Annotated in this window: 18 protein-coding genes; 10 read left to right on the plus strand and 8 right to left on the minus strand. The window is 70.2% G+C overall.

The window, feature by feature from the left end; translation table 11 throughout:
* From VIL67_RS06340 to VIL67_RS06355, 4 genes are all read right to left on the minus strand, one after another.
* A complete protein-coding gene (locus tag VIL67_RS06340) occupies window positions 1-1,491 on the minus strand; it encodes a replicative DNA helicase (protein ID WP_332048028.1) in 1,491 nt (496 codons plus the stop codon).
* A 194-nt stretch (window positions 1,492-1,685) separates the two neighbouring features.
* Window positions 1,686-4,115, minus strand: a complete 2,430-nt coding sequence (locus tag VIL67_RS06345) for a TonB-dependent receptor plug domain-containing protein (protein WP_332048029.1) — start codon at window positions 4,113-4,115, stop codon at window positions 1,686-1,688.
* 112 nt (window positions 4,116-4,227) lie between these two features.
* A complete protein-coding gene (locus VIL67_RS06350) occupies window positions 4,228-4,479 on the minus strand; it encodes a hypothetical protein (RefSeq protein ID WP_332048030.1) in 252 nt (83 codons plus the stop codon).
* On the minus strand, window positions 4,476-4,691 hold the full coding sequence (locus VIL67_RS06355) for a hypothetical protein (protein WP_332048031.1): 216 nt from the start codon (window positions 4,689-4,691) through the stop codon (window positions 4,476-4,478). Before VIL67_RS06355 ends, VIL67_RS06350 begins: the two co-directional genes overlap by 4 nt.
* A gap of 155 nt (window positions 4,692-4,846) precedes the next feature.
* On the opposite strand from VIL67_RS06355, the gene VIL67_RS06360 reads away from it, so the two are divergent.
* Window positions 4,847-5,128 (plus strand): hypothetical protein, encoded by a 282-nt coding sequence (locus VIL67_RS06360; protein WP_332048032.1) that lies wholly within the window; start codon window positions 4,847-4,849, stop codon window positions 5,126-5,128.
* Between the two features lie 83 nt (window positions 5,129-5,211).
* Here the strand turns inward: VIL67_RS06360 and VIL67_RS06365 are convergent, their stop codons facing one another.
* Complete coding sequence (locus VIL67_RS06365; protein WP_332048033.1) at window positions 5,212-6,384, minus strand: YihY/virulence factor BrkB family protein; 1,173 nt, start codon at window positions 6,382-6,384, stop codon at window positions 5,212-5,214.
* Window positions 6,385-6,568: 184 nt separating this feature from the next.
* Between VIL67_RS06365 and VIL67_RS06370 the strand changes: the two genes are divergently transcribed.
* From VIL67_RS06370 to VIL67_RS06390, 5 genes are read left to right on the plus strand one after another with little or no spacing between them, the layout of a single operon-like run.
* Window positions 6,569-6,820, plus strand: coding sequence for an acyl carrier protein (locus tag VIL67_RS06370; protein WP_332048034.1), 252 nt, complete (start codon window positions 6,569-6,571; stop codon window positions 6,818-6,820).
* Window positions 6,817-7,992: an acyl-CoA dehydrogenase family protein gene (locus tag VIL67_RS06375; protein WP_332048035.1), complete on the plus strand. Its 1,176-nt coding sequence runs from the start codon at window positions 6,817-6,819 to the stop codon at window positions 7,990-7,992. The genes VIL67_RS06370 and VIL67_RS06375 overlap by 4 nt, the downstream gene beginning before the upstream one ends.
* Before the next feature lie 3 nt (window positions 7,993-7,995).
* Complete coding sequence (locus VIL67_RS06380; protein ID WP_332048036.1) at window positions 7,996-8,901, plus strand: amino acid--[acyl-carrier-protein] ligase; 906 nt, start codon at window positions 7,996-7,998, stop codon at window positions 8,899-8,901.
* 5 nt (window positions 8,902-8,906) lie between these two features.
* Window positions 8,907-9,866, plus strand: a complete 960-nt coding sequence (locus VIL67_RS06385; protein WP_332048037.1) for a DUF1839 family protein — start codon at window positions 8,907-8,909, stop codon at window positions 9,864-9,866.
* Window positions 9,867-9,869: 3 nt separating this feature from the next.
* On the plus strand, window positions 9,870-12,248 hold the full coding sequence (locus tag VIL67_RS06390; RefSeq protein WP_332048038.1) for a glycoside hydrolase family 2 protein: 2,379 nt from the start codon (window positions 9,870-9,872) through the stop codon (window positions 12,246-12,248).
* Here VIL67_RS06390 and VIL67_RS06395 read toward each other — a convergent pair.
* Entirely contained in the window at window positions 12,153-13,937 is a 1,785-nt protein-coding gene (locus tag VIL67_RS06395; RefSeq protein ID WP_332048039.1) for a serine aminopeptidase domain-containing protein, read from the minus strand. The two genes, VIL67_RS06390 and VIL67_RS06395, sit on opposite strands and share 96 nt — an antisense overlap.
* A gap of 57 nt (window positions 13,938-13,994) precedes the next feature.
* Window positions 13,995-15,875 (minus strand): ABC-F family ATP-binding cassette domain-containing protein, encoded by a 1,881-nt coding sequence (locus VIL67_RS06400; RefSeq protein ID WP_332048040.1) that lies wholly within the window; start codon window positions 15,873-15,875, stop codon window positions 13,995-13,997.
* Between the two features lie 228 nt (window positions 15,876-16,103).
* Between VIL67_RS06400 and ndk the strand changes: the two genes are divergently transcribed.
* Both ndk and VIL67_RS06410 read left to right on the plus strand, forming a co-directional pair.
* A complete protein-coding gene (gene ndk, locus VIL67_RS06405; protein ID WP_332048041.1) occupies window positions 16,104-16,523 on the plus strand; it encodes a nucleoside-diphosphate kinase in 420 nt (139 codons plus the stop codon).
* A 66-nt stretch (window positions 16,524-16,589) separates the two neighbouring features.
* Window positions 16,590-16,940, plus strand: a complete 351-nt coding sequence (locus VIL67_RS06410) for a DUF6481 family protein (RefSeq protein ID WP_332048042.1) — start codon at window positions 16,590-16,592, stop codon at window positions 16,938-16,940.
* 3 nt (window positions 16,941-16,943) lie between these two features.
* On the opposite strand, the gene VIL67_RS06415 is transcribed toward VIL67_RS06410, so the two are convergent.
* Window positions 16,944-17,156, minus strand: coding sequence for a hypothetical protein (locus tag VIL67_RS06415; protein ID WP_332048043.1), 213 nt, complete (start codon window positions 17,154-17,156; stop codon window positions 16,944-16,946).
* A 294-nt stretch (window positions 17,157-17,450) separates the two neighbouring features.
* On the opposite strand from VIL67_RS06415, the gene VIL67_RS06420 reads away from it, so the two are divergent.
* Both VIL67_RS06420 and VIL67_RS06425 read left to right on the plus strand, forming a co-directional pair.
* Window positions 17,451-18,086, plus strand: a complete 636-nt coding sequence (locus VIL67_RS06420) for a DsbA family protein (protein WP_332048044.1) — start codon at window positions 17,451-17,453, stop codon at window positions 18,084-18,086.
* Window positions 18,087-18,161: 75 nt separating this feature from the next.
* Window positions 18,162-18,410, plus strand: a complete 249-nt coding sequence (locus VIL67_RS06425) for a hypothetical protein (RefSeq protein ID WP_332048045.1) — start codon at window positions 18,162-18,164, stop codon at window positions 18,408-18,410.
* Window positions 18,411-18,561 lie beyond the last annotated feature (151 nt).

Raw genomic sequence — 18,561 nt, forward strand, 5'->3', positions numbered from 1 at the left:
CTAGTGCGGGTCGTAGCGGTTCATGTCACGCGCCAGGTTGCCGAACTTGGTCGTATCGGAGTGGAAGGACAGCCGCACGGTGCCGATGGGGCCGTGACGCTGCTTGCCGATGATCACCTCGGCGAGGCCCGCCACCTTGTCCATCTTCTCCTGCCACTCGAAGTGCTCCGGCGTGTTCGGCTGGGGCTCGAGCCGGCTCAGGTAGTACTCCTCGCGGTACACGAACATCACCATGTCGGCGTCCTGCTCGATCGAGCCGGATTCCCGCAGGTCCGACAGCTGGGGCTTCTTGTCCTCGCGGTTCTCCACCTGGCGCGACAGCTGCGAGAGCGCGATCACCGGCACCGATAGTTCCTTGGCGAGGGCCTTCAGGCCCTGGGTGATCATTGAAACCTCCTGCACGCGGTTGTCCGAGCTGCCGGCGCCGCCGGTCACCAGCTGCAGGTAGTCGACGATGATCAGGTCGAGGCCGACCATCCGCTTCAGTCGGCGCGCCCGGGCGGCGAGCTTGGCGATGGTGATGCCGCCGGTGGCGTCGATGTAGAGCGGCGCCTCCTGGATCTCGAGCGCCGCCTCGCGAATGCGCGCGAACTCCACCGCGTCGATCTCGCCCTTGCGCAGCCGGTCGCCCGACACGCCGGACGCCTCGGCCAGCAGGCGCATGGCCAGCTGCTCGGCGCTCATTTCCAGCGAGTAGAAGGCCACCACCCCGCCGCGCACCGTCTTGCGGCTGCCGTCCGGCTGCGGCTCGTAGGCGAAGTTGCGGGCCACGTCGAAGGCGATGTTACAGGCCAGCGACGTCTTCCCCATCGAGGGGCGGGCCGCGAGGATCACCAGGTCGGAAGGGTGCAGGCCGCCGATCTTCTGGTCCAGGTCAATCAGGCCGGTGGACAGGCCCGCCAGCCCGCCGTCGCGGCTGTGGGCCTCCGCGGCCATGGCCACCGCGCCATGCAGGGCGTCGGCGAAGGTCACGAACCCCTGGGAAACCCCGCCGGTCTCCGCCAGCTGGAAGAGCTGCTGCTCGGCCCGCTCGATTTGGTCGCGGGCCTCGAGCTCGTCGTCGCCTTTGGCAGCGGTTGCGGCGATCTCGCCGCCGATGCGGATCAGGTCGCGGCGCAGCGCCAGGTCGTAGACCACGCGCGCATAGTCCGGCGCATTGACGGTCGGCGGAGCCCGGTCGACGAGGTCGGCGAGGTAGCGCACCCCGCCGAGCTCTTCGAACGCCGGATCGCGGCTGAACTGCTCGGCCAGCAGGATCGGTTCCGCCAACTGGCCCTTGCGGATGTTGGTCTCGATGGCCTGGAACAGCCGCTGGTGGAAGGGCTCGTAGAAGTGGCGGGCCTGCAGGTGGTCGCCGAGCCGCTCGAAGGCGGCGTTGTCGTAGAGCAGGACGCCGAGTAGCGCCTGCTCGGCTTCGATGTTCGAGGGGACGTGCGGAATGGCCACGTCATTGGAGACGGGGCGGAGATCGAGCGCCGGTACGACTGACATGGGTTAACCCCTAGCCCATGGGCGTCCGGACGAGCACTGCGACAACCGACCATGCGGCCACCTGTCCACACACTTTTTGCGACGGCTGTGGACAAGCTTGACCGTGGCTAGACGTCGTCGCCGGACGTGAAAACGGCGCGGGACCGAAGCCCCGCGCCGTCTCTCGCAACGCCCTTCAAGTTGGGCGGCGCGTCTTACCAGTTCACGCTCAGTCGGCCGTACAGGAACCGGCCGTTGAAGCCGAACGGCGAGTAGCCCGGGAAGCCGATCGAGCCCGTCGGCGAGTTGACGAAGCCCGGCGTGTAGTTCGGGTACTCGTCGAGCACGTTGTTCACCCCGAAGGCGAGGGTGGCGCGGTCCTCGAGCACCTCGTAGCGGGCCTCCAGGTCCACCAGCGCGGCGTTGCCCGTGGTCTGGTCCGAGCCGAGGGCGTTTTGCGGCAGCAGCACACTGTCATAGGCCGTCATCCGCACGGTCGCCCCCAGCCGATCGCGAGACCAGTCGCCGGACAGCACCAGCTTCCGTTCCGGCGTGCCCTTCTCGAAGGTCAGCCGCGCCTGGCGGTCGAACAGGAAGGTCGGCTGCGGCAGGCTGGTGATCGCCGGCAGGTCCGGCGTCTTGGTGATGTTGGTGTAGTTCAGGTTCAGGGCCGCGGTCAGGTCCAGGCGGCTGTCGCCCAGGTCGAACCGGTAGCGCGCCACGGCGTCCACGCCCTTGGTGGTCGTGTCGACGCCGTTGATGAAGAACCGGGCGGCGCTGATCCCGAAGGGCTGCAGGATGGTGCGGATCGCCGCCGCGGTCGCCGCCGGCGTGTTGTTGTTCGGCAGGTTCTCGGACAGGACGATCCGGTTCTCGATCTCGATCTGGTAGGCGTCCACGGTCAGCTCGAAGGGGCCGCGACGATAGACCAGGCCCAGCGAGTAGTTGGTGGAGGTCTCAGGCTCGAGCGGCTGGGCGCCGAGCGCCCGGGCCACCGGGCTCGACACCGGGAACGTGCCCACCTCGATCAGCTGGAAGGTCGTGCCCACCAGGGTGTTATTGGTGGAGGTGTAGGTGAAGAACTGCTGCTGCAGCGCCGGGGCCTTGAAGCCGGTCGACACCGAGCCGCGAAGGGCGATGTTCTCGTTGAGGTCCCAGCGGGCCGACAGCTTGCCGGTCACTTCCGAGCCGAAGTCCGAATAGTCCTCGTAGCGCGCCGCCACGTCGAAGCCGATGGCGTCGGTCAGCTGGCCTTCCACGTCGAGGTAGGCGCTCCAGTTGTGCCGGTTCACATCGGTGGCGTTCGACGGCCGGAAGCCACCGAAGCCCTGCGACAGACCCGCCTTCGACGGATCGGGGCCTTGCGTGTAGGACGCTGGCTCGCCCGCGCCGATCTCGAAGCCCTCGCGCCGGTATTCCACGCCCGCCGCGACGTTCAGCGGCTTGGCCATGCCGAAGTCGAAGCCGCGCGAGACGTTCAGGTTCACCAGGAACTGGTCGTAGCCCAGCATGCCCGAGTAGAAGTTACGCTGCGAGGCCGCGCCGAAGGACGCGTTGATCGAGTTGACCGTGTAGTACTCGAGCTCGTTCTTGCCGTAGGAGACGCCGAGGTCGGTGCGCCAGCCCGCCATTTCGCCCCGCACGCCGCCCTGGACGTTGTAGTCCACGATGTCGGTGTCGATCTTCGGCAGGAAGCCGCCCGGATAGACCGCCGGGACGTTGTTGGCGTTGTTGTACGCGCGGGCGGTCGCCGCGGCGCTGGTGTCACGGCGCTGGTAGCCGGCGTAGCCGTAAGCTTCCCAGGTCTCGTTCAGCGGCAGGCCGGCGTTGGCGTAGAGCGACCAGCTGCGCAGCTCCGGGTCGCCGTACCGGCCGAGCACGATCGGGCGGCCGTAGGCGGGCAGGGCGGTGGCGTTGGCGAAGTCGGAGCGGTTCGTCGACTTGCGGAGCAGGTATTCGCCCGACAGGGTCACGAAGCCCTCGTCGCCGAGCGGAAGGCCCTGCCACATGGAGACCGACTGGGTCATGCCATCGTGGGCCTTGCGCTCGCCGCGGGAGGTCTTCACCTCTGTGTCGTGGATGCCGTAGTTCAGCACCGCGCCGCCGCCCTCGCGGGCCTCGCGCAGACGGATGTTGATCACGCCGGCGATGGCGTCGGAACCGTACTGGGCGGCTGCGCCCTCGCGGAGCACCTCCACCTGCTGCACCGCGACGGTCGGAATGGTGTTCAGGTCGAACGCCGAGGCGCCGCGGCCGATGGAGGTGTTGACGTTGATCAGCGCCGAAGTGTGCCCGCGCATGCCGTTGATCAGCACCAGCGTCTGGTCGGGCTGCAGCCCGCGCAGGGTCGCCGGGCGAACGTGATCCGAACCATCGGTGATCGCTGGACGCGGGAAGTTCACGGCGGGGGTCAGATTGGCCAGGGCCTGGGCCAGTTCGGCCCCATTGCCTTGCCGCGCCAGAACATCGCCCTGCAGCACGTCCACGGGCGCGAGGCTCTCGAGCCGCGAGCGGCCCTCGGTGCGCGTGCCGGTGACAACCAGCTCCTCAACCTCGGCGTTCACGGTCGTCGGCTGGGCGGCGGCGCCGCCGGCCCACAGCGTCCCGGCCGAGGCGGCCGCAAACAGCATTGCGCGGAAAGTCATCTCAGGTAGCCCCATGCAGGCCTGCGGTCCCGTGCAGGCAACCTTCGGAGCATACAGGGGAAATCCTAAGATTTCCGAAACCACGTTGATTCGGGTTTCGGTGACTTTCGGGCTATGGCGTCAGCAGCCGGGAGCCCCAGCGCATCCGGTTGCAGCCGGGGCAGGGCCAGTGGACCAGGTGCGCCACCGCCGCGATGGCGGTCTGCCGGTCGCCGAGCTTCTTGGCCTGCAGACCTGCGACAATGCGGTCCGGCCGGTAGCTGCGCGACCAGGTGCACGAGCCGCAGAACAGCTCCACCCGGCTGCCGGGATGGGTCTCCGCCAAGCTCAGCGGCGCGCCGAGGTCGATGTGAAGCGGGGTCACGACCGCGGCGGCTTGAGCGCGAAGAAGTCCGGCTCCCCAGTGAAGTGGTAGGCGGCCGTGGACAACGCCTTCTTCACCGCGTCGAGGATCATGTAGTCGGGTCCGAACGGCCGGCAGTTGGTCTGCAGGCGCACGAGGTGCCCGTGAAAGGGCCGGAGCGCGTCGAACGCTTCCTTGGCCTGGGTGATGCCGGTGTATCGTACGCGAACCAAGGGGAACTCCTGCGCTGAGGCAGCGAACAAAAGCAGAACTCCGGGCGTCGCGCGACTCCGCGCCGGATGTGTTTTCGGGAGCTCGCAACTTGCGCTGGCGCGCAACCGCTCCGCGGCCTTGCGGGTTACGGCGAAGACGGAAACAGGAGCGCGCGATGCCTCACAAACAAACCGACGATGAAGCCAAGCGGGCTTTCACCCACGGCTCCAGCGGCGCGACCGCCGATGCGGCGCCGCAGGACGGCGTCAGCGGCGAAGATCGCCACATCGAGACGCCGCACGCCCGCCAGGCCGAGCCGCTGCAGGAGGGGGAGAAGTTCGACCAGCTGGCCGACAAGGAAGCCCAGTCCGAGGACCGGCAGGAAGCCCTGCTCGACGAGGCGGTGGAGGAGACCTTCCCCGGCTCGGACCCGATCAGCCCCAAGCACATCACCTGATCGGCCGGTCCTGAGACCCACATTGAACGGCCGGGGCGCGCCCCGGCCGTTTTCTTATGGCGAGGTCGCCGCGACGCAGGGGTCTACTTGCCCTGCTTCGCGCCCACCGTGTCCGCCATGACCGCGCCACGGGCCCCTAGCGGCTTCTCCGGCCCGACGGTCGTGTCCTTGGCCGTCTGGTGCTCGATCTCGGAGTTCAGCTCGGCGCCGAGCAGGATCACCTGGCTCGAGAAGTAGATCCACATCATGAAGCCAATCGCCGCGCCCAAGGACCCGTAGGTCTTCTCGTAGTGGGCGAAGTTGGCGACGTAGATGGAAAAGGCCGCCGAGGCCGCCACCCACAGCAGCAGCGCCGCGCCACTGCCCCAGCTGATCCAGGTCCACTTGGCCCGGTGGCGGCTCGGGCCGAAGCGGTAGAGCAGGGCCAGGCCGCAGCCGAGCGCCGCCAGCAGCGCCGGCCAGGTGATCCAGCGGAACATCGTGGCCGGGGCCGCCCCCAGGAACCGTTCGATGGCCGGCGGCGCGGCGATGGCGGTGATCGCACAGATGCCGAACAGCAGGAACCCCACAGTGAAGGCCAGCGACACCAGGATCTTCTTGAAGAAGCCGCGCTTCTCCGTCTCGTCGTAGGCGATGTTGAGGGCGGTGATCATCGCCTTCATCGCCCCGTTGGCGCTCCACAACGACAGCAGCAGGCCGCCGACAAAGGCGAGGGACAGCCCGCCTTCGCTCGCCGCCGAGATGCGGATCATCTGCTCGCCGAGAAACCGCAGGGCGTCGCCGGGCAGGATCACTGAGAGGGTCTGCAGGTGTTGCTGCGCCTGGCTGACGTCAGCGAACAGGCCGTAGAGCGCCACGAACGAGCCGAGCGCCGGGAACATGGCCAGCAGGGAGTAGAAGGTGATGCCGGCGGCCACCAGCGGGATCTGGTCCTCGCCAAACTCCTTCTTGGTCCGCAGCAGGATGTCCTTCCAGCCCTTGGCCGGGATCTCGCGGGGGGAGTCCGCCTGCCGGCCACGCGCCGGGTCGTGCATGTCGGCGGGATGAGTGGCGTGGCGGTCGGGCGTGGGTTGGTCGCTCAGCCCCTGGCCGGCCGCCCCCGGAGCCGCCGGAGCCGCCGGCTCGGCCCGCCGGGCGTCGGGGAGGGGGCGGCGCGCGGGGCCCGCACGTCGGCCTGCCGGCCCGGCGCGCCTGGGCATCAGGGCCATCCCCGCCAGCACCAGCAACGGGGCCATCTTCCTGAGATTGTTCGCCATCGGCCGTCTCGCACTCCACGCGTACCCGACCGGCAGCAACCGCTGACCGCCGCTACGGTTCCGTTGGACCGAAGGCCTGTTCAAGCGTGGCTATGGCGCGGATTTTTCGGAGCTTTGCAACGAAGCGCGAGCCCCGGTGTTTGAAAGCGCGGCTGTTGGATTTTGTCGAAACTGGGGCTGAAATATGCTGACCGAGACCATCCGCGACCTGGTTGCGGCCCACGCGGGTCTGCCGGCTGGCGCCGTTCTGGAGGACGACACCGACCTCTACCGCGCCGGCATGAAGTCGTTCGCCTCCGTCCAGCTGATGCTGGCCCTGGAAGAGGCGTTCGAGATCGAGTTCCCGGAGGAGATGCTCACACGCACCACCTTCCGCAGCGTGGCCGCCATCGCCCAGGCCGTCGAGACGCTCGCGCCTGGAAAGCTCGCCGCATGAAGCCCCTTGGACCCGTCGTCGGCGAGAGCCTGGCTGAACGGGTCCGCGCGGCGGTCGCGGTAGCGGCCGAGCACGCGGAGACCGTGGACCGAGACGGCCGCTTCCCGGCCGAGGCCGTTCAGGCCATGCGGGCCGGTCGGCTGCTGGGTGTGGCCGTGCCTCCCGAGCACGGCGGCGAAGGCGCCAGCCTGGCGGAGCTGGCGTCGATCTGCAGCAGTCTCGGCGCGGCCTGCGCCTCGGCCGGCATGGTCTTCGCCATGCACCAGATCAACATGGCCAACCTGATCGACTGTGGCCTGGAGAGCGCCTGGTGCCGCGAGCTTCTGCAGCGCGCGGTGGCGGATCAGCTGCTCTTCGCCTCGGCCACAACCGAGGCGGGGGTCGGCGGCGACCTGCGCCAGTCCATCTGCGCAGTCGAGTGCGACGGCCAGCGCTTCACCCTCGCCAAGACAGCGCCGGTGATCTCCTACGGCGAGCAGGCCGACGCCATCTTCGCCACCGCGCGCCGCGATCCTGATGCGCCCTCGTCCGACCAGGTGCTGGTGGTCCTGATGGCGGACGCCTGCCAGCTGGAGCGGTTCACCACCTGGGACGCCCTGGGCATGCGCGGCACCTGCAGCCACGGCTACCGCCTGAAGGGCGAAGGGGAGGCCGGCCAGATCCTGCCCAAGCCCTTCGCCGACATCGCCGCCGAGAGCATGGTGGCGATCTCCCACCTCCTGTGGAGCAGCGTCTGGGCCGGGGTGGCCGGCGACGCCGTCGCGCGCGCGCAGGCCCTGGTCACCGCTGAGGCCAAGAAGCAGCCGGGCGCCCTGCCGCCGAGCGCGCCGAAGCTGGCAGAGGCCTTCACCCGCTTGCGGATGATCGAAGGGACTATCGCCGAGTGCCTGGCCCGCTGGGAGGAGGCTCGCGCCAACCCGGGCGCCTCCAGCCTCAGCCTCGCCCTGGCGATGAATGCGCTCAAGGTCGCCGTCTCCACCACGGCGCTCGAGGTGGTCGACGCCTGCCTGATGATCGCCGGCCTGCAGGGCTACAAGAACGGCGGCCCCTTCAGCCTTGGCCGACACCTGCGCGACATCCACTCCGCCCGCCTGATGATCGGCAACGATCGCATCCTCGCCAGCGCGGGCCAGCTGCTGCTGGTCCAGCGCAAACCCGCCCGGAAGGCTTGATTCATGGACGCCACCGTCAGCTACCTCGACCAGCTCATCGCCGGCGGGCTTCTGATCCCCACAGGGGTCGACGGTCTCTATGGCCGAAGCGGTGTCTTCGAGGACGTCATCGTCAGGTTCGAGGGCCTGGTCACCGCCGAAGGGACCCAGGACGCGCCCGAGGTGATCCGCTTCCCGCCCGCCATGACCCGCCGGCAGCTGGAGACCAGCGGTTACATGAAAAGCTTCCCGCAACTTGCGGGAACCGTCCATTCTTTCTGTGGCGGCGATCACGACCACATGAGCCTGCTTCAGGCTTTGTCGAAAGGCGAGGACTGGACCGCCGGCCAACAGGCCACAGAGATCGCGCTCACTCCGGCGGCCTGCTACCCGATCTATCCGATGGTGGCCGCCCAGGGCCCGCTGCCGCCGGACGGCCGGCTGTTCGACGTGCAGTCCTACTGCTTCCGCCACGAACCGAGTCCCGATCCGGCCCGCATGCAGCTCTTCCGCATGCGCGAGTACGTGCGGCTGGGGACCGCCGCCCAGGTCACCGCCTTCCGCGAGATGTGGGTGGAGCGCGCCAGGCAGATGATCACTGCCCTGGAGCTGCCCTTCGACGTCGTACCGGCCAACGACCCGTTCTTCGGCCGGGCCGGCAAGATGATGAAGGTCAACCAGCGCGAGCAGGGCCTCAAGCTGGAGATGGTCATCCCGGTGGCCAATCCGCAGCCTACCGCCTGCCTGTCGTTCAACTACCACCAGGACCACTTCGCCCACACCTGGGGCGTGCGGTTGGCCGACGGCGGGCCGGCGCACACCGCCTGCGTCGGCTTCGGCCTGGAGCGGATCGCGCTCGCGTTGTTCCGCCACCACGGCTTCGACCCCGCCGACTGGCCGGCGGGCGTCCGCCGTACGCTCTGGGGCTGAGCCGCGTGCCACGCCTGCTGCCGATCCGTCCCGAGGTCCACCAGCCGCATCCGCTCCACGCGCCCGACCGCTGCTGGCCCGAGACCAACTGCTACCTCGACCTCTGGATCGAGCTGCTGAACGCCCTTGGCCTGCCGCCCGAGGCCGCCATGGGCTTCACCGCGCGTCAGGACTTCGAGGGCGACCAGTTCGGCTTCTCCAAAGTCCCGCTGGAGGATCTGGAGACGCTCTACGGCCTGCGCGTCCAGGAGCTGGCCATCTACGAGCCGGTGGAAGCGCATGTCCTGCGTCAGATGGCCCGCGGCCGGCTATGCCTGGTGGAGCTCGACCCCTTCTGGCTGCCCGACACCGGCCAGGCCGCCTATCGGGTCCAGCACGGCAAAACCACGGTGGGGATCAACGCCATCGACGTCGACGCTCGTCGGCTCGAGTACTTCCACAACGCCGGCTACTTCGCCCTCGAGGGCGAGGACTTCGACCAGCTGTTCCGGCCGGCCGCGCCGGACGACCGGCCGTTCCGGCCCTATGTGGAATTCACCACCCTCGAGCCCATCCGGCTCAGCCAGGCTGAGCTGAAGGCGCGCGCCGCCGCCATCCTGGCGCGGGACTGGGCGCGGCGGCCCGCCCAGAACCCGATCCGCCTCTTCCAGCAGGTCTATGCGGAGCGGGCTGAGGCGCTGGCCGGGCAGGGCGAGCAGGCCTTCCACGACTTCGCCTTCCATAACCCGCGCCTGCTAGGGGCGAACTTCGCCATGCTGGCCGCCTGTCTCGACTGGCTCTCAGACGGCACGGATGCGCGGATCGCCCACTGCCACACCATCGCGGAGACGGCGAAGGCCGCGCAGTTCCAGCTGGCCCGCGCGCTGGCCCGGCGCCGGTTCGACACGCTCGCGCCCGCCCTGGAGCCCGCCGCCGACGCCTGGGACGCGCTGTTCGAGGCCCAGGCCGTCCGCGACGCCGCCTGAGGCATGGGCCGCCTCACCGAAGGCTGGTCCCTGACCGTGACGCCGGCCGGCGCCTGCGGCGGCCCGCGGCAGGCCGCCCAACTGGCCGGCTGGGTCCCGGCGAGCGTCCCGGGCCTCGCCGCCCGCGACCTCGCCCGGGCCGGACGGCCTTCGCATCCGCTGCACGACCAGGACGTGTGGTATCGGGTGGCCCTGCCGGAGAGCGGGCCTCGGCGCCTTGCCTTCGACGGCCTGGCCACCCTGGCTGAGGCCTGGCTCGACGAGGTTCCGCTGCTGGCGGCGGACAGCATGTTCCAGCCGCACGTCGTGGATGTGGACCTGGCGGCGGGCGCCACGCTGTGGCTCTGCTTCCGCGCCCTCGACGCGCGGCTGCAGGCGAGGGGGCCCAGGGCGCGCTGGCGACCGGCGATGATCGAGGCCCAGGGCCTGCGCCTGGTGCGCCATAGCCTACTTGGCCACCTGCCGGGCTTCCGGCCGCGGGAGGACCTCGTCGGACCCTGGCGCCCGGTGCGGGTGGAGGCGATCCCGGCCGTCGATCCGCGCGAGGTGCGCCTGCAGGCCGACTGGGACGGGCGGGCGCGCCTCACTGTGGACCTCGCCCTCGATGACGCGGCCGGAGCGCGCATCACCTGCGCCAGCGCCTCCGCCGCGCTCTGGCCTGCCGGCGAGGGCCGCTGGCGCGCCGTGGTGGAGCCGGACGCCGAGCCTTGGTGGCCGCACACCCATGGGCCCCAGCCGCTCTACGCCGTCGAGCTGGACGCCGGCGGCGAGACGGTCGAGCTCGGCCGGGTCGGCTTCCGGCGCATCGAGGCCGAGACGGCGGCCAGCGGCTTCGCCCTGCGGGTCAACGGCGAGCCGGTGTTCTGCCGCGGCGCCTGCTGGGTCTCGCCCGACCTCGGCGGCGAGCGGGCGCACTACGCGCCGGCTCTGCAGCTTGCCCGCGACGCGGGCATGAACATGGTCCGGGTGAGCGGCATCGGCGTCTACGAGAGCCGCGCCTTTTTCGACCTTTGCGACGAGCTTGGCCTCCTGGTCTGGCAGGACTTCATGTTCGCCAACTTCGACTACCCGGCCGCCGACGCCGCCTTTGCGGAGGTTGTCCGCCAAGAGGCGGAGACGGTGCTCGCCGGCCTGCAGGGCGCGCCGTCTCTGGCCGTGCTCTGCGGGGGCAGCGAGGTGATGCAGCAGGCCGCCATGATGGGCCTGCCGCCGCTGGAGTGGCCGCTGTTCGACGAGGTGCTGCCGCAGACCGCCGCGCGCCTGCGTCCAGACGTTCCCTATGTTCCCAACACGCCGTTCGGCGGCGCTGCGCCCTTCGTCGCCGACCAGGGGGTGGCCCACTTCTACGGGGTCGGCGCCTATGAGCGCCCGCTGGCCGACGCCCGCGCCGCCGAGGTGAAGTTCGCCGCCGAGTGCCTGGCCTTCGCCAACGTTCCCGAGCCCCGCACCCTGGCGAAGCATCTGCCGGTTCCCGCGGTGCACGATCCCCGCTGGAAGGCCGCCGTGCCCCGGGACCGCGGCGCCAGCTGGGACTTCGAGGACGTCCGCGACCACTACCTCCGCCAGCTCTTCGAGGTGGATCCGTATCGCCTGCGCCGGGAGGATCCCGCGCTCTACCTCGACCTCTCCCGCCTGGTCTCCGGCGAGGTAATGGCCGCGGTGTTCTCGGAATGGCGGCGCGCCCGCTCCCCCTGCGCCGGCGGCCTGGTCTGGACCCTCCGCGACCAGCTGCCCGGCGCCGGCTGGGGCCTGATCGACGCCCGGGACGAGCCGAAGCCCGCCCTCTACGCCCTGGCCCGCGTGCTGCGGCCGGTGCAGGTCCTGCTCAGCGACGAGGGCGTCAACGGCCTGGCGGTCCACCTGATCAACGAGACCGCCGGCCCCGTCGCCGGCGAGGTGCGCCTCAGCGTCCTGGACGACCAGGGCCTGGCCTCTCCCGATGTCCGCCGGCCGGTGGAGCTGGCCGCCCGCCAGGCGCTGGAAGTGTCCGCCTTCGGCCTGCTGGGCCGGTTCTTCGACCTCTCCTACGCCTACCGCTTCGGCCTGCGAGCCCATGCCTGCGTCCGCGCCCAGCTGATCGTGGACGGCGCTGCCGTCAGCGAGGCCTTCCACTTCCTGGGCCCGCGCTGCGGCCTGTCAGGCGGCGAGGTCGAAGCCCGGCTGGACGGCGAAGACCTCGTCCTCGTAGGGCGCGGCCTGCACCGCTACGTCCACGTGGAAGACGCCCATTTCCGCCCGGTGGACGACGGCTTCCCGCTCGTCCCGGACCAGCCCAAGCGCGTCCGCCTAGTGCGCCGGGGCGACGCCGCCGAGGGAGCCCGGCCTCAGGGCGAGGTCCTCGGCCCGGGCGGTCACGTCCTCGGCGTCTACCGGCCGGACTGACGGCGGCCAAAGCGCCCGGTCCTTCAGCAGGCTCAGCAGGGCGTCGCGGGCGTGGCGCGGCGTCAGGCCGTGATCGGCGTCGTCGAGGAAGGCCAGTTCGATGTCGGCGCATTTGCGCAGCCGCCGGCCGTCTTCGCCGAAGAAGCCGATGAAGTCCCGGTGCGCCTCGCCGTCCCGGGCATAGAGCAGCACCATCCGCACGTTGCGCCCCTTGAGCGCGCCGAACGCGGCCTTCACCGCGCCGTCGAGCTTGCGCCCATGGCCGCCGAGTTTCCCGAGCACCATGGCCGCCGCCGCGCGAGCGAGCTTCAGGACCGCCGGCAGGAGGTCGATCTCGCCGCTCAGCGCCCGCTTCAGCAGCTTCACGGGGTCCTTCGCCTGGCGCTGGTAGTGGCCCACCTGATCGGTGGCGAGCTCGACCGTGCCGTCGCGATCCCAGACGAACCGCCGCTGGTTGACGAGCACCAGGTCGCAGATCCGTGAATCGCGCACCGCGGCGTTGAACGCCGAGAACGCGCCCGAGCAACGCCCGGTCAGCAGCACAGGCCCGAACCCGCGCGCCTCCAGCCAGTCGACCGCGGCCAGCGCGTCTTCGATGGGCCCGTCGGCATAGAGTTTCGGCGGCTCGCCGGACAGGGGCCCCGCGCCATCGCCCACATCGGCGGCGTCCAGCCGCAACGACGCGACGCCTTCGCGGGCCAGCGCCCGGGCGTGCTCGACGTTCGCCCGGGCCCACCCGATGTGCGGATCGCCGCCCGCGCTCAGCATCAGCACCGTGGCCCCGATGCGAGGACCCTCCGGCTCGCACAGCACGCCGGCCAGGCGCTCGCCGGGCCCGAGCCGCGCCAGTTCCTCGGTGAAGCCGTCGCCCTGCAGCACCGCCGAGGCCACGCCGGCGGCCGAGGCTTCCTGCGGGCTGGCCGTGGTCGGGAACCGCTCGGCCATCCAGTTCGCGACCACATCGATCAGCGCCACCGGCGGGCGCGCTGCGGTGGGATTGCCGATCGCCGCCTCATAGCCTTCGTAGGCGACCTCCTGGACGTCGCAGCCGAGCTCCCGCAGGGCCGCCGCCAGCTTTTGGTCGCCTACGCGGCCCGGACGCGCCGCCACCAGGGCCGCAGGCGCGGGCGCTTTGACCAAACGGCCGAGGTCCAGCGCCGCGACCTCCCTGGCTAGCGCGTCCGGCAGGGCGAAGCCCGCCACGGAGCCGGGCTCCGGCGCGAAGCCCAGGCTGTCCGCCACCATGGCGCCCCAGACGGAGAGTTCGCGCAGGTGGTCGCGACCGCGGCCGACCGGCGCCAGCAGGGCGACCCCCGCCGCTCCGGCGCTCGGGGCCGCCAGGGGGGCCACCGCCGCGCCCAGCCCCTGGCCCGCCAGCACGATCCGCCGCACGCCAGCCTGCTGGCGCAGGGTCTCGGCCGCCGCGCGCGCGCTGGCGACGAGTTCGTCCAGCCCACCCACATCCGCTAGGCCGCCCAGGCTGTCGCCCGTGCCGCGCCAGTCGAACCGCAGGGTCGGGTAGCCGGCGCCCGCCAGCCGGTCCGCGAGCATCCGGAACGCGCGCCGCGTGCACAGCGCCTCAAATCCCCAGGGACTGAGCAGCACCACGCCCGTCTCGCCCGCGGCCGGATGCAGCCATCCGGCGCAGCCCTCGAACGTCGTCGGGCGCGCAGGCGCAGCCTCTCCCATCGGAACCTCCCAGAACAGCCGGGGCCGTAACCGGCTCTGCCGTGCGGAGGTTCCGGCTCAGCCGGCGGAAAGCTTCAACGTCTCGTAGGCCTCTTGGGCCTCCAGCCACTCCATCTCTGCGGCTTCAACGGCGGCCTGGGCCTGGTCGCGCCTGCGGCCGAGATCCGCCGCCTTCTGCGGGTCCTTGGCGAACACCGCGGGGTCCAGCAGCGCCTTGTCGATCGCCGCCAGGGCCTCGTTCGCCCGGGCCAGGGCCGCCTCGGCCGCCTCGGCGCGCCGCCGGGCCGGCCCTGTCGGAACCTTGGCGCGCGGCGGGGGTGGAGGAGGCGGCGGCGCGGCTTCGGCCTTCACCTGCGTCGGCGCGCGAGCGGCCACCCGGGCTCGGTCCAGAACGAAGCGGGCGTAGTCTTCCATGTCGCCCTCGAACGGCGCGATCGTGCCGTCCGCCGCCAGCCACAGCCGGTCGGCCACCAGCTCCATCAGCGAGCGGTCGTGGGTGATCAGGATCACCGCGCCCTCGTAGTCGTTCAGCGCGTCCAGCAGGGCGCGGCGGCTGTCGATGTCCAGGTGGTTGGTGGGCTCGTCGAGGATCAGCAGGTGGGGGGCTTCCATCGCCACCAGGTTCAGCAGCAGCCGCGCCCGCTCGCCGCCCGACAGGCTGGCGATCTTGGTTTCCACCTTCTCATGGTTGAACCCGAACTGGGCGAGCTTCGAACGCCGCCTGGCTTCGGTGTCCTCCGGCATGGCTCGGCGGATGATCTCCAGCGGCGTGTCTGTGGGATCCAAGGCCTCAATCTGGTGCTGGTGGAACCAGCCCACCTTCAGACGCTGGCTACGGGTGAGCCGGCCCGCCTGCACGTCCAGGGCTCCGGCCACCAGCTTGGCGAACGTCGACTTGCCAGCGCCGTTGACGCCCAACAGGCCGATCCGGTCGTCGATATCCAGCCGCAGGTTCAGCTTCTTGAGGATCGGCGGCCCGTCGTAGCCCACCTGGGCGTCCTCCAGCCGCAGGATCGGCGGCGGCAGGGGCCGCTCGGGGGAGGGCAGCAGGAAGGGGGCCACATGCTCCTCCACCACCGCCGAGATCGGCGGCAGCTTGGCGATCATCTTGAGCCGGCTCTGCGCCTGGGTGGCCTTCGACGCCTTGGCCCGGAACCGGTCGACGAAGGACTGCAGGTGGGCGCGCCGCGCCTCGATCTTCACCCGCATGGACTCCTGCAGCCGCAGCTTCTCGGCGACCTGGTTCTCGAAGCTGTCGTACCCGCCGGGGTAGAGCTCCAGCTTCCCGTCTTTCAGGTGCAGGATGTAGTCCACCGAATTGTTCAGCAGCTCGCGATCATGGCTGATCACCATGGCGCTGTGCGGGTACTTCCGCAGCCGCGCCTCGAGCCACAGCGCCCCTTCCAGGTCGAGGTAGTTGGTGGGTTCGTCCAGCAGCAGCAGGTCCGGCTCGGCGAACAGCGCCGCCGCCAGGGCCACGCGCATCCGCCACCCGCCGGAGAACTCCGCCATCGGCCGGCTGAGGTCAGCGTTGGAGAACCCCAGGCCTGCCAGGATCTCGGCGGCGCGTGAGGGCGCCCGGTCGGCGTCGATCTCGATCAGCCGGTTGTAGATGTCGCCCATCTCTTCGGGCGGCGCGGTCTCCAGGCGCGAGAGCAGGCTCGCCCGCTCCACGTCGGCGGCCAGCACCGTGTCGAGCAGCGGCACAGGCGTGGCCGGATGCTCCTGGTCCACCGAGCCCATGCGCGCGGCCTTCGGCAGGCTGATCTCGCCCGAGCCGGGGACCAGCTCGCCCTTGATCAGCTTGAACAGGGTGGACTTGCCCACACCGTTGCGGCCGACCAGGCCGACCTTGGCGTCCTTCGGAAGGTTGGCCGTGGCGTCGTCGAAGAATCGGCGGCCCCAGGCGTCGAAGACGAGGTTCTGGATGAGAAGCATGGAGACTGACGGGCAGGGGGTTGCGGGCGCGGACCAGCGCGCGCCGGATCGCGATGAGGATCGTCAGGGCTTGATGTGAGAGACCGCGCCGCCGCCTGACGGGGCGCGCTCATAGCAGACGCGCGGCGCCTTGGCGAGCCGGAGCCGAGCCGCTATAGAGCCCGCCACTTCGCGGCCGCACGCGCGCGCCGCGCCTTTCCCCGTAGTCGGAAGACCAAGAACAAGACCATGACCGAACGCACCTTCTCGATCATCAAGCCGGACGCCACGCGGCGCAACCTGACCGGCAAGGTCAACGCGGTGATCGAGGACGCCGGCCTCCGCATCGTCGCCCAGAAGCGCATCCGCATGAGCCGCCAGCAGGCCGAGAAGTTCTATGACGTCCACAAGGAGCGCCCGTTCTTCGGCGAGCTCGTGGACTTCATGATCTCCGAGCCGGTCGTCGTGCAGGTGCTGGAAGGCGACAACGCCGTCGCCCGCTACCGCGAAGTCATGGGCGCCACCAACCCGGCCCAGGCCGCGGACGGCACCATCCGGAAGCTCTACGCCGAGAGCGTGGGCGAGAATTCCGTCCACGGCTCCGACAGCCTGGAGAACGCGAAGATCGAGATCGCGCAGTTCTTCACGGACGAGGAAATCGTCGGCTAAGCCGGCAACCCAGTGCGGTCCGCGGGGTTCTGCCTCGCGGACCGAGTTTCCCTTCAGAAAGTCCCGATGAAAGAGATGAAGATCGGCGGCTTCAGCGAACGGCTGGAGTCCCAGGCCGCGGCGCGAAAGGCGCTGCTCGAGAAGTTCAAGCCGAAGCCGACGGTGCAGCCCGAGGTGTTCGAGACCCGCGCCCAGCGTAAGGCGCGCGAGTTGGAAGAAGTCCGCGCCAAGCGCGCCGCCGAGAAGGAAGCCGCCCGGATCGCCGCGGAGGAGGCCGAGCGCGCGCGTCAGGAAGCCCTGGCGAACGACGAGGAATTCCAGCTGCAGCTGAAGCGCGACGAGCGTAAGGCGCGGAAGTCGCAGGCCAAGGCGGAAGCCCGCGCCAAGCGCGAGGCGAAGTCGGCGGCTCGGCGCTAGGCGCTACTCGTCGTCCCCGCCGCTCACGCGGCGGGACATGTCGCCGTAGTAGCCCTGGATCAGCAGCTCGACCATTTCTCCGCGGGTTTCCGCATCGAAGGCCAGGTCCTTGGCCATCTGGATTGCGGCGGAGCGGGACAGGCCGCGTTCCATGGGCTGCCCGTCGCAGAAGACTGTCCAGTCCCCGTCCTTAAGGGTGACCGCGTATTGGACCATTCAGCACAACCCTCGCGATAAAGCTTCAGCGTACGAACCCGGCCGAAGGTTCCCGAACGCTGCCCACACACTGAGGGACAGGATTCCGGGAACCGGAGTATTGGCGAGCAATTCCGGCGGAAAAGCAATCCTTTAGAGGTTAACGCTCGCACGGTTCCTCACGGCGGTCTGTCCTCCGCCCGTTTCGCGCATTGCGCGTATTGCCAAGCTTCCTCACCTCACGGTGAGGAGGTTGCCTGCGGGCGTGACCTGCCGCGCCGCGCCTGCGATGCTGTTCGTCCACGGAGGCTCGCCATGGACGGCCCGCATCTCATCTACTTCGCCGACCCGATGTGCTCCTGGTGCTACGGCTTCTCGCCGGCGCTCGACGAGATCCGTCGGGCGTTCGGGCGCGCCCTTCCGATCCGCCTGGTGATGGGCGGCCTCAGGCCGGGGACAGACACCCCGATGACGGAGGCCGCCCGGCTGGAGGTCACCACCCACTGGCGACATGTGCATGACGCCTCGGGGCTGCCGTTCGACCCCGGCGTGCTGGGCGAGGGCTTCGTCTACGACACCGATCCCGCGGCCCGCGCCGTGGTGGTGTTCCGCCGGAGCGAACCGGAACTGGCCGTCACTTACCTCGGCCGGCTCCAGCGCGCGTTCTACGCCGAGGCTCGCGACGTCACCCGGGGCGAGGTGCTGGCCGATCTGGCCGGCGAACTGGGCGCCGATCGCGAGGCCTTCCTGGCCGAATGGGACACGGAGGCGGCCAAGCAGGAGACCTGGCGCGACTACGCCGTCTCTCAACGCGCCGGCGTCACCGGCTTCCCGACCCTGGTGGCCGGGCCCAATGCGGACGGCGCCTTCGGGGTCGTCACCCGCGGCTACGCACCGGCGGATCAGGTCGTGGCCGTCCTCCGCGACTGGCTGGAGCGCATCGCCGCGTGAGGGCAGGTGCCGTCGGCGTCTCGGGTGATGGCCGCCCCACGTTGACAGGATGGCCGCTGACGTTCAGGCGCAGACATGAACGAGCCGAATCTGACGATGCAGACCGCCTCCGGAACCGCCGCCAACCTGCCTCCGGACCTCGCCAAGGTCGCCGCTGACTGGTGGTACTACGGCGTCGAGCTGGCGCCCGGCGTGATCATGCGCGGCTCGTTCCCGACCCACCTGCCGCTTCTATTTGCGGCCTCCCAGGACCCGGCCAGGTTCCGCAACGTGGCCGACGACCTTCGCGACACGGCGCACCTGCGGCTTGACCACGCCGACTGAAGCCTGAACGCGAACATCCGGGCTGCGGCCGTCCGCCGCAGGTGCGGGACGACGCCTGGCCGCCCTCTCGAACGCAAGCTCGACTGTCACGGAACGGCGACAAAACCGACACTCAAACGGGGTAGCCGAACGCCGGAGTCTGGCGTCATAT

It is taken from the genome of Phenylobacterium sp. (genome assembly GCF_036563385.1).
GTDB lineage: Bacteria > Pseudomonadota > Alphaproteobacteria > Caulobacterales > Caulobacteraceae > Phenylobacterium.

Coding starts and splice junctions, on each gene's coding strand:
- VIL67_RS06340 (WP_332048028.1), bottom strand. CDS start 1,491: ATGTCAGTCGTACCGGCGCTCGATCTCCGCCCCGTCTCCAATGACGTG.
- VIL67_RS06345 (WP_332048029.1), bottom strand. CDS start 4,115: ATGACTTTCCGCGCAATGCTGTTTGCGGCCGCCTCGGCCGGGACGCTG.
- VIL67_RS06360 (WP_332048032.1), top strand. CDS start 4,847: ATGCCTCACAAACAAACCGACGATGAAGCCAAGCGGGCTTTCACCCAC.
- VIL67_RS06365 (WP_332048033.1), bottom strand. CDS start 6,384: ATGGCGAACAATCTCAGGAAGATGGCCCCGTTGCTGGTGCTGGCGGGG.
- VIL67_RS06370 (WP_332048034.1), top strand. CDS start 6,569: ATGCTGACCGAGACCATCCGCGACCTGGTTGCGGCCCACGCGGGTCTG.
- VIL67_RS06375 (WP_332048035.1), top strand. CDS start 6,817: ATGAAGCCCCTTGGACCCGTCGTCGGCGAGAGCCTGGCTGAACGGGTC.
- VIL67_RS06380 (WP_332048036.1), top strand. CDS start 7,996: ATGGACGCCACCGTCAGCTACCTCGACCAGCTCATCGCCGGCGGGCTT.
- VIL67_RS06390 (WP_332048038.1), top strand. CDS start 9,870: ATGGGCCGCCTCACCGAAGGCTGGTCCCTGACCGTGACGCCGGCCGGC.
- VIL67_RS06395 (WP_332048039.1), bottom strand. CDS start 13,937: ATGGGAGAGGCTGCGCCTGCGCGCCCGACGACGTTCGAGGGCTGCGCC.
- VIL67_RS06400 (WP_332048040.1), bottom strand. CDS start 15,875: ATGCTTCTCATCCAGAACCTCGTCTTCGACGCCTGGGGCCGCCGATTC.
- ndk (WP_332048041.1), top strand. CDS start 16,104: ATGACCGAACGCACCTTCTCGATCATCAAGCCGGACGCCACGCGGCGC.
- VIL67_RS06410 (WP_332048042.1), top strand. CDS start 16,590: ATGAAAGAGATGAAGATCGGCGGCTTCAGCGAACGGCTGGAGTCCCAG.
- VIL67_RS06415 (WP_332048043.1), bottom strand. CDS start 17,156: ATGGTCCAATACGCGGTCACCCTTAAGGACGGGGACTGGACAGTCTTC.
- VIL67_RS06420 (WP_332048044.1), top strand. CDS start 17,451: ATGGACGGCCCGCATCTCATCTACTTCGCCGACCCGATGTGCTCCTGG.
- VIL67_RS06425 (WP_332048045.1), top strand. CDS start 18,162: ATGAACGAGCCGAATCTGACGATGCAGACCGCCTCCGGAACCGCCGCC.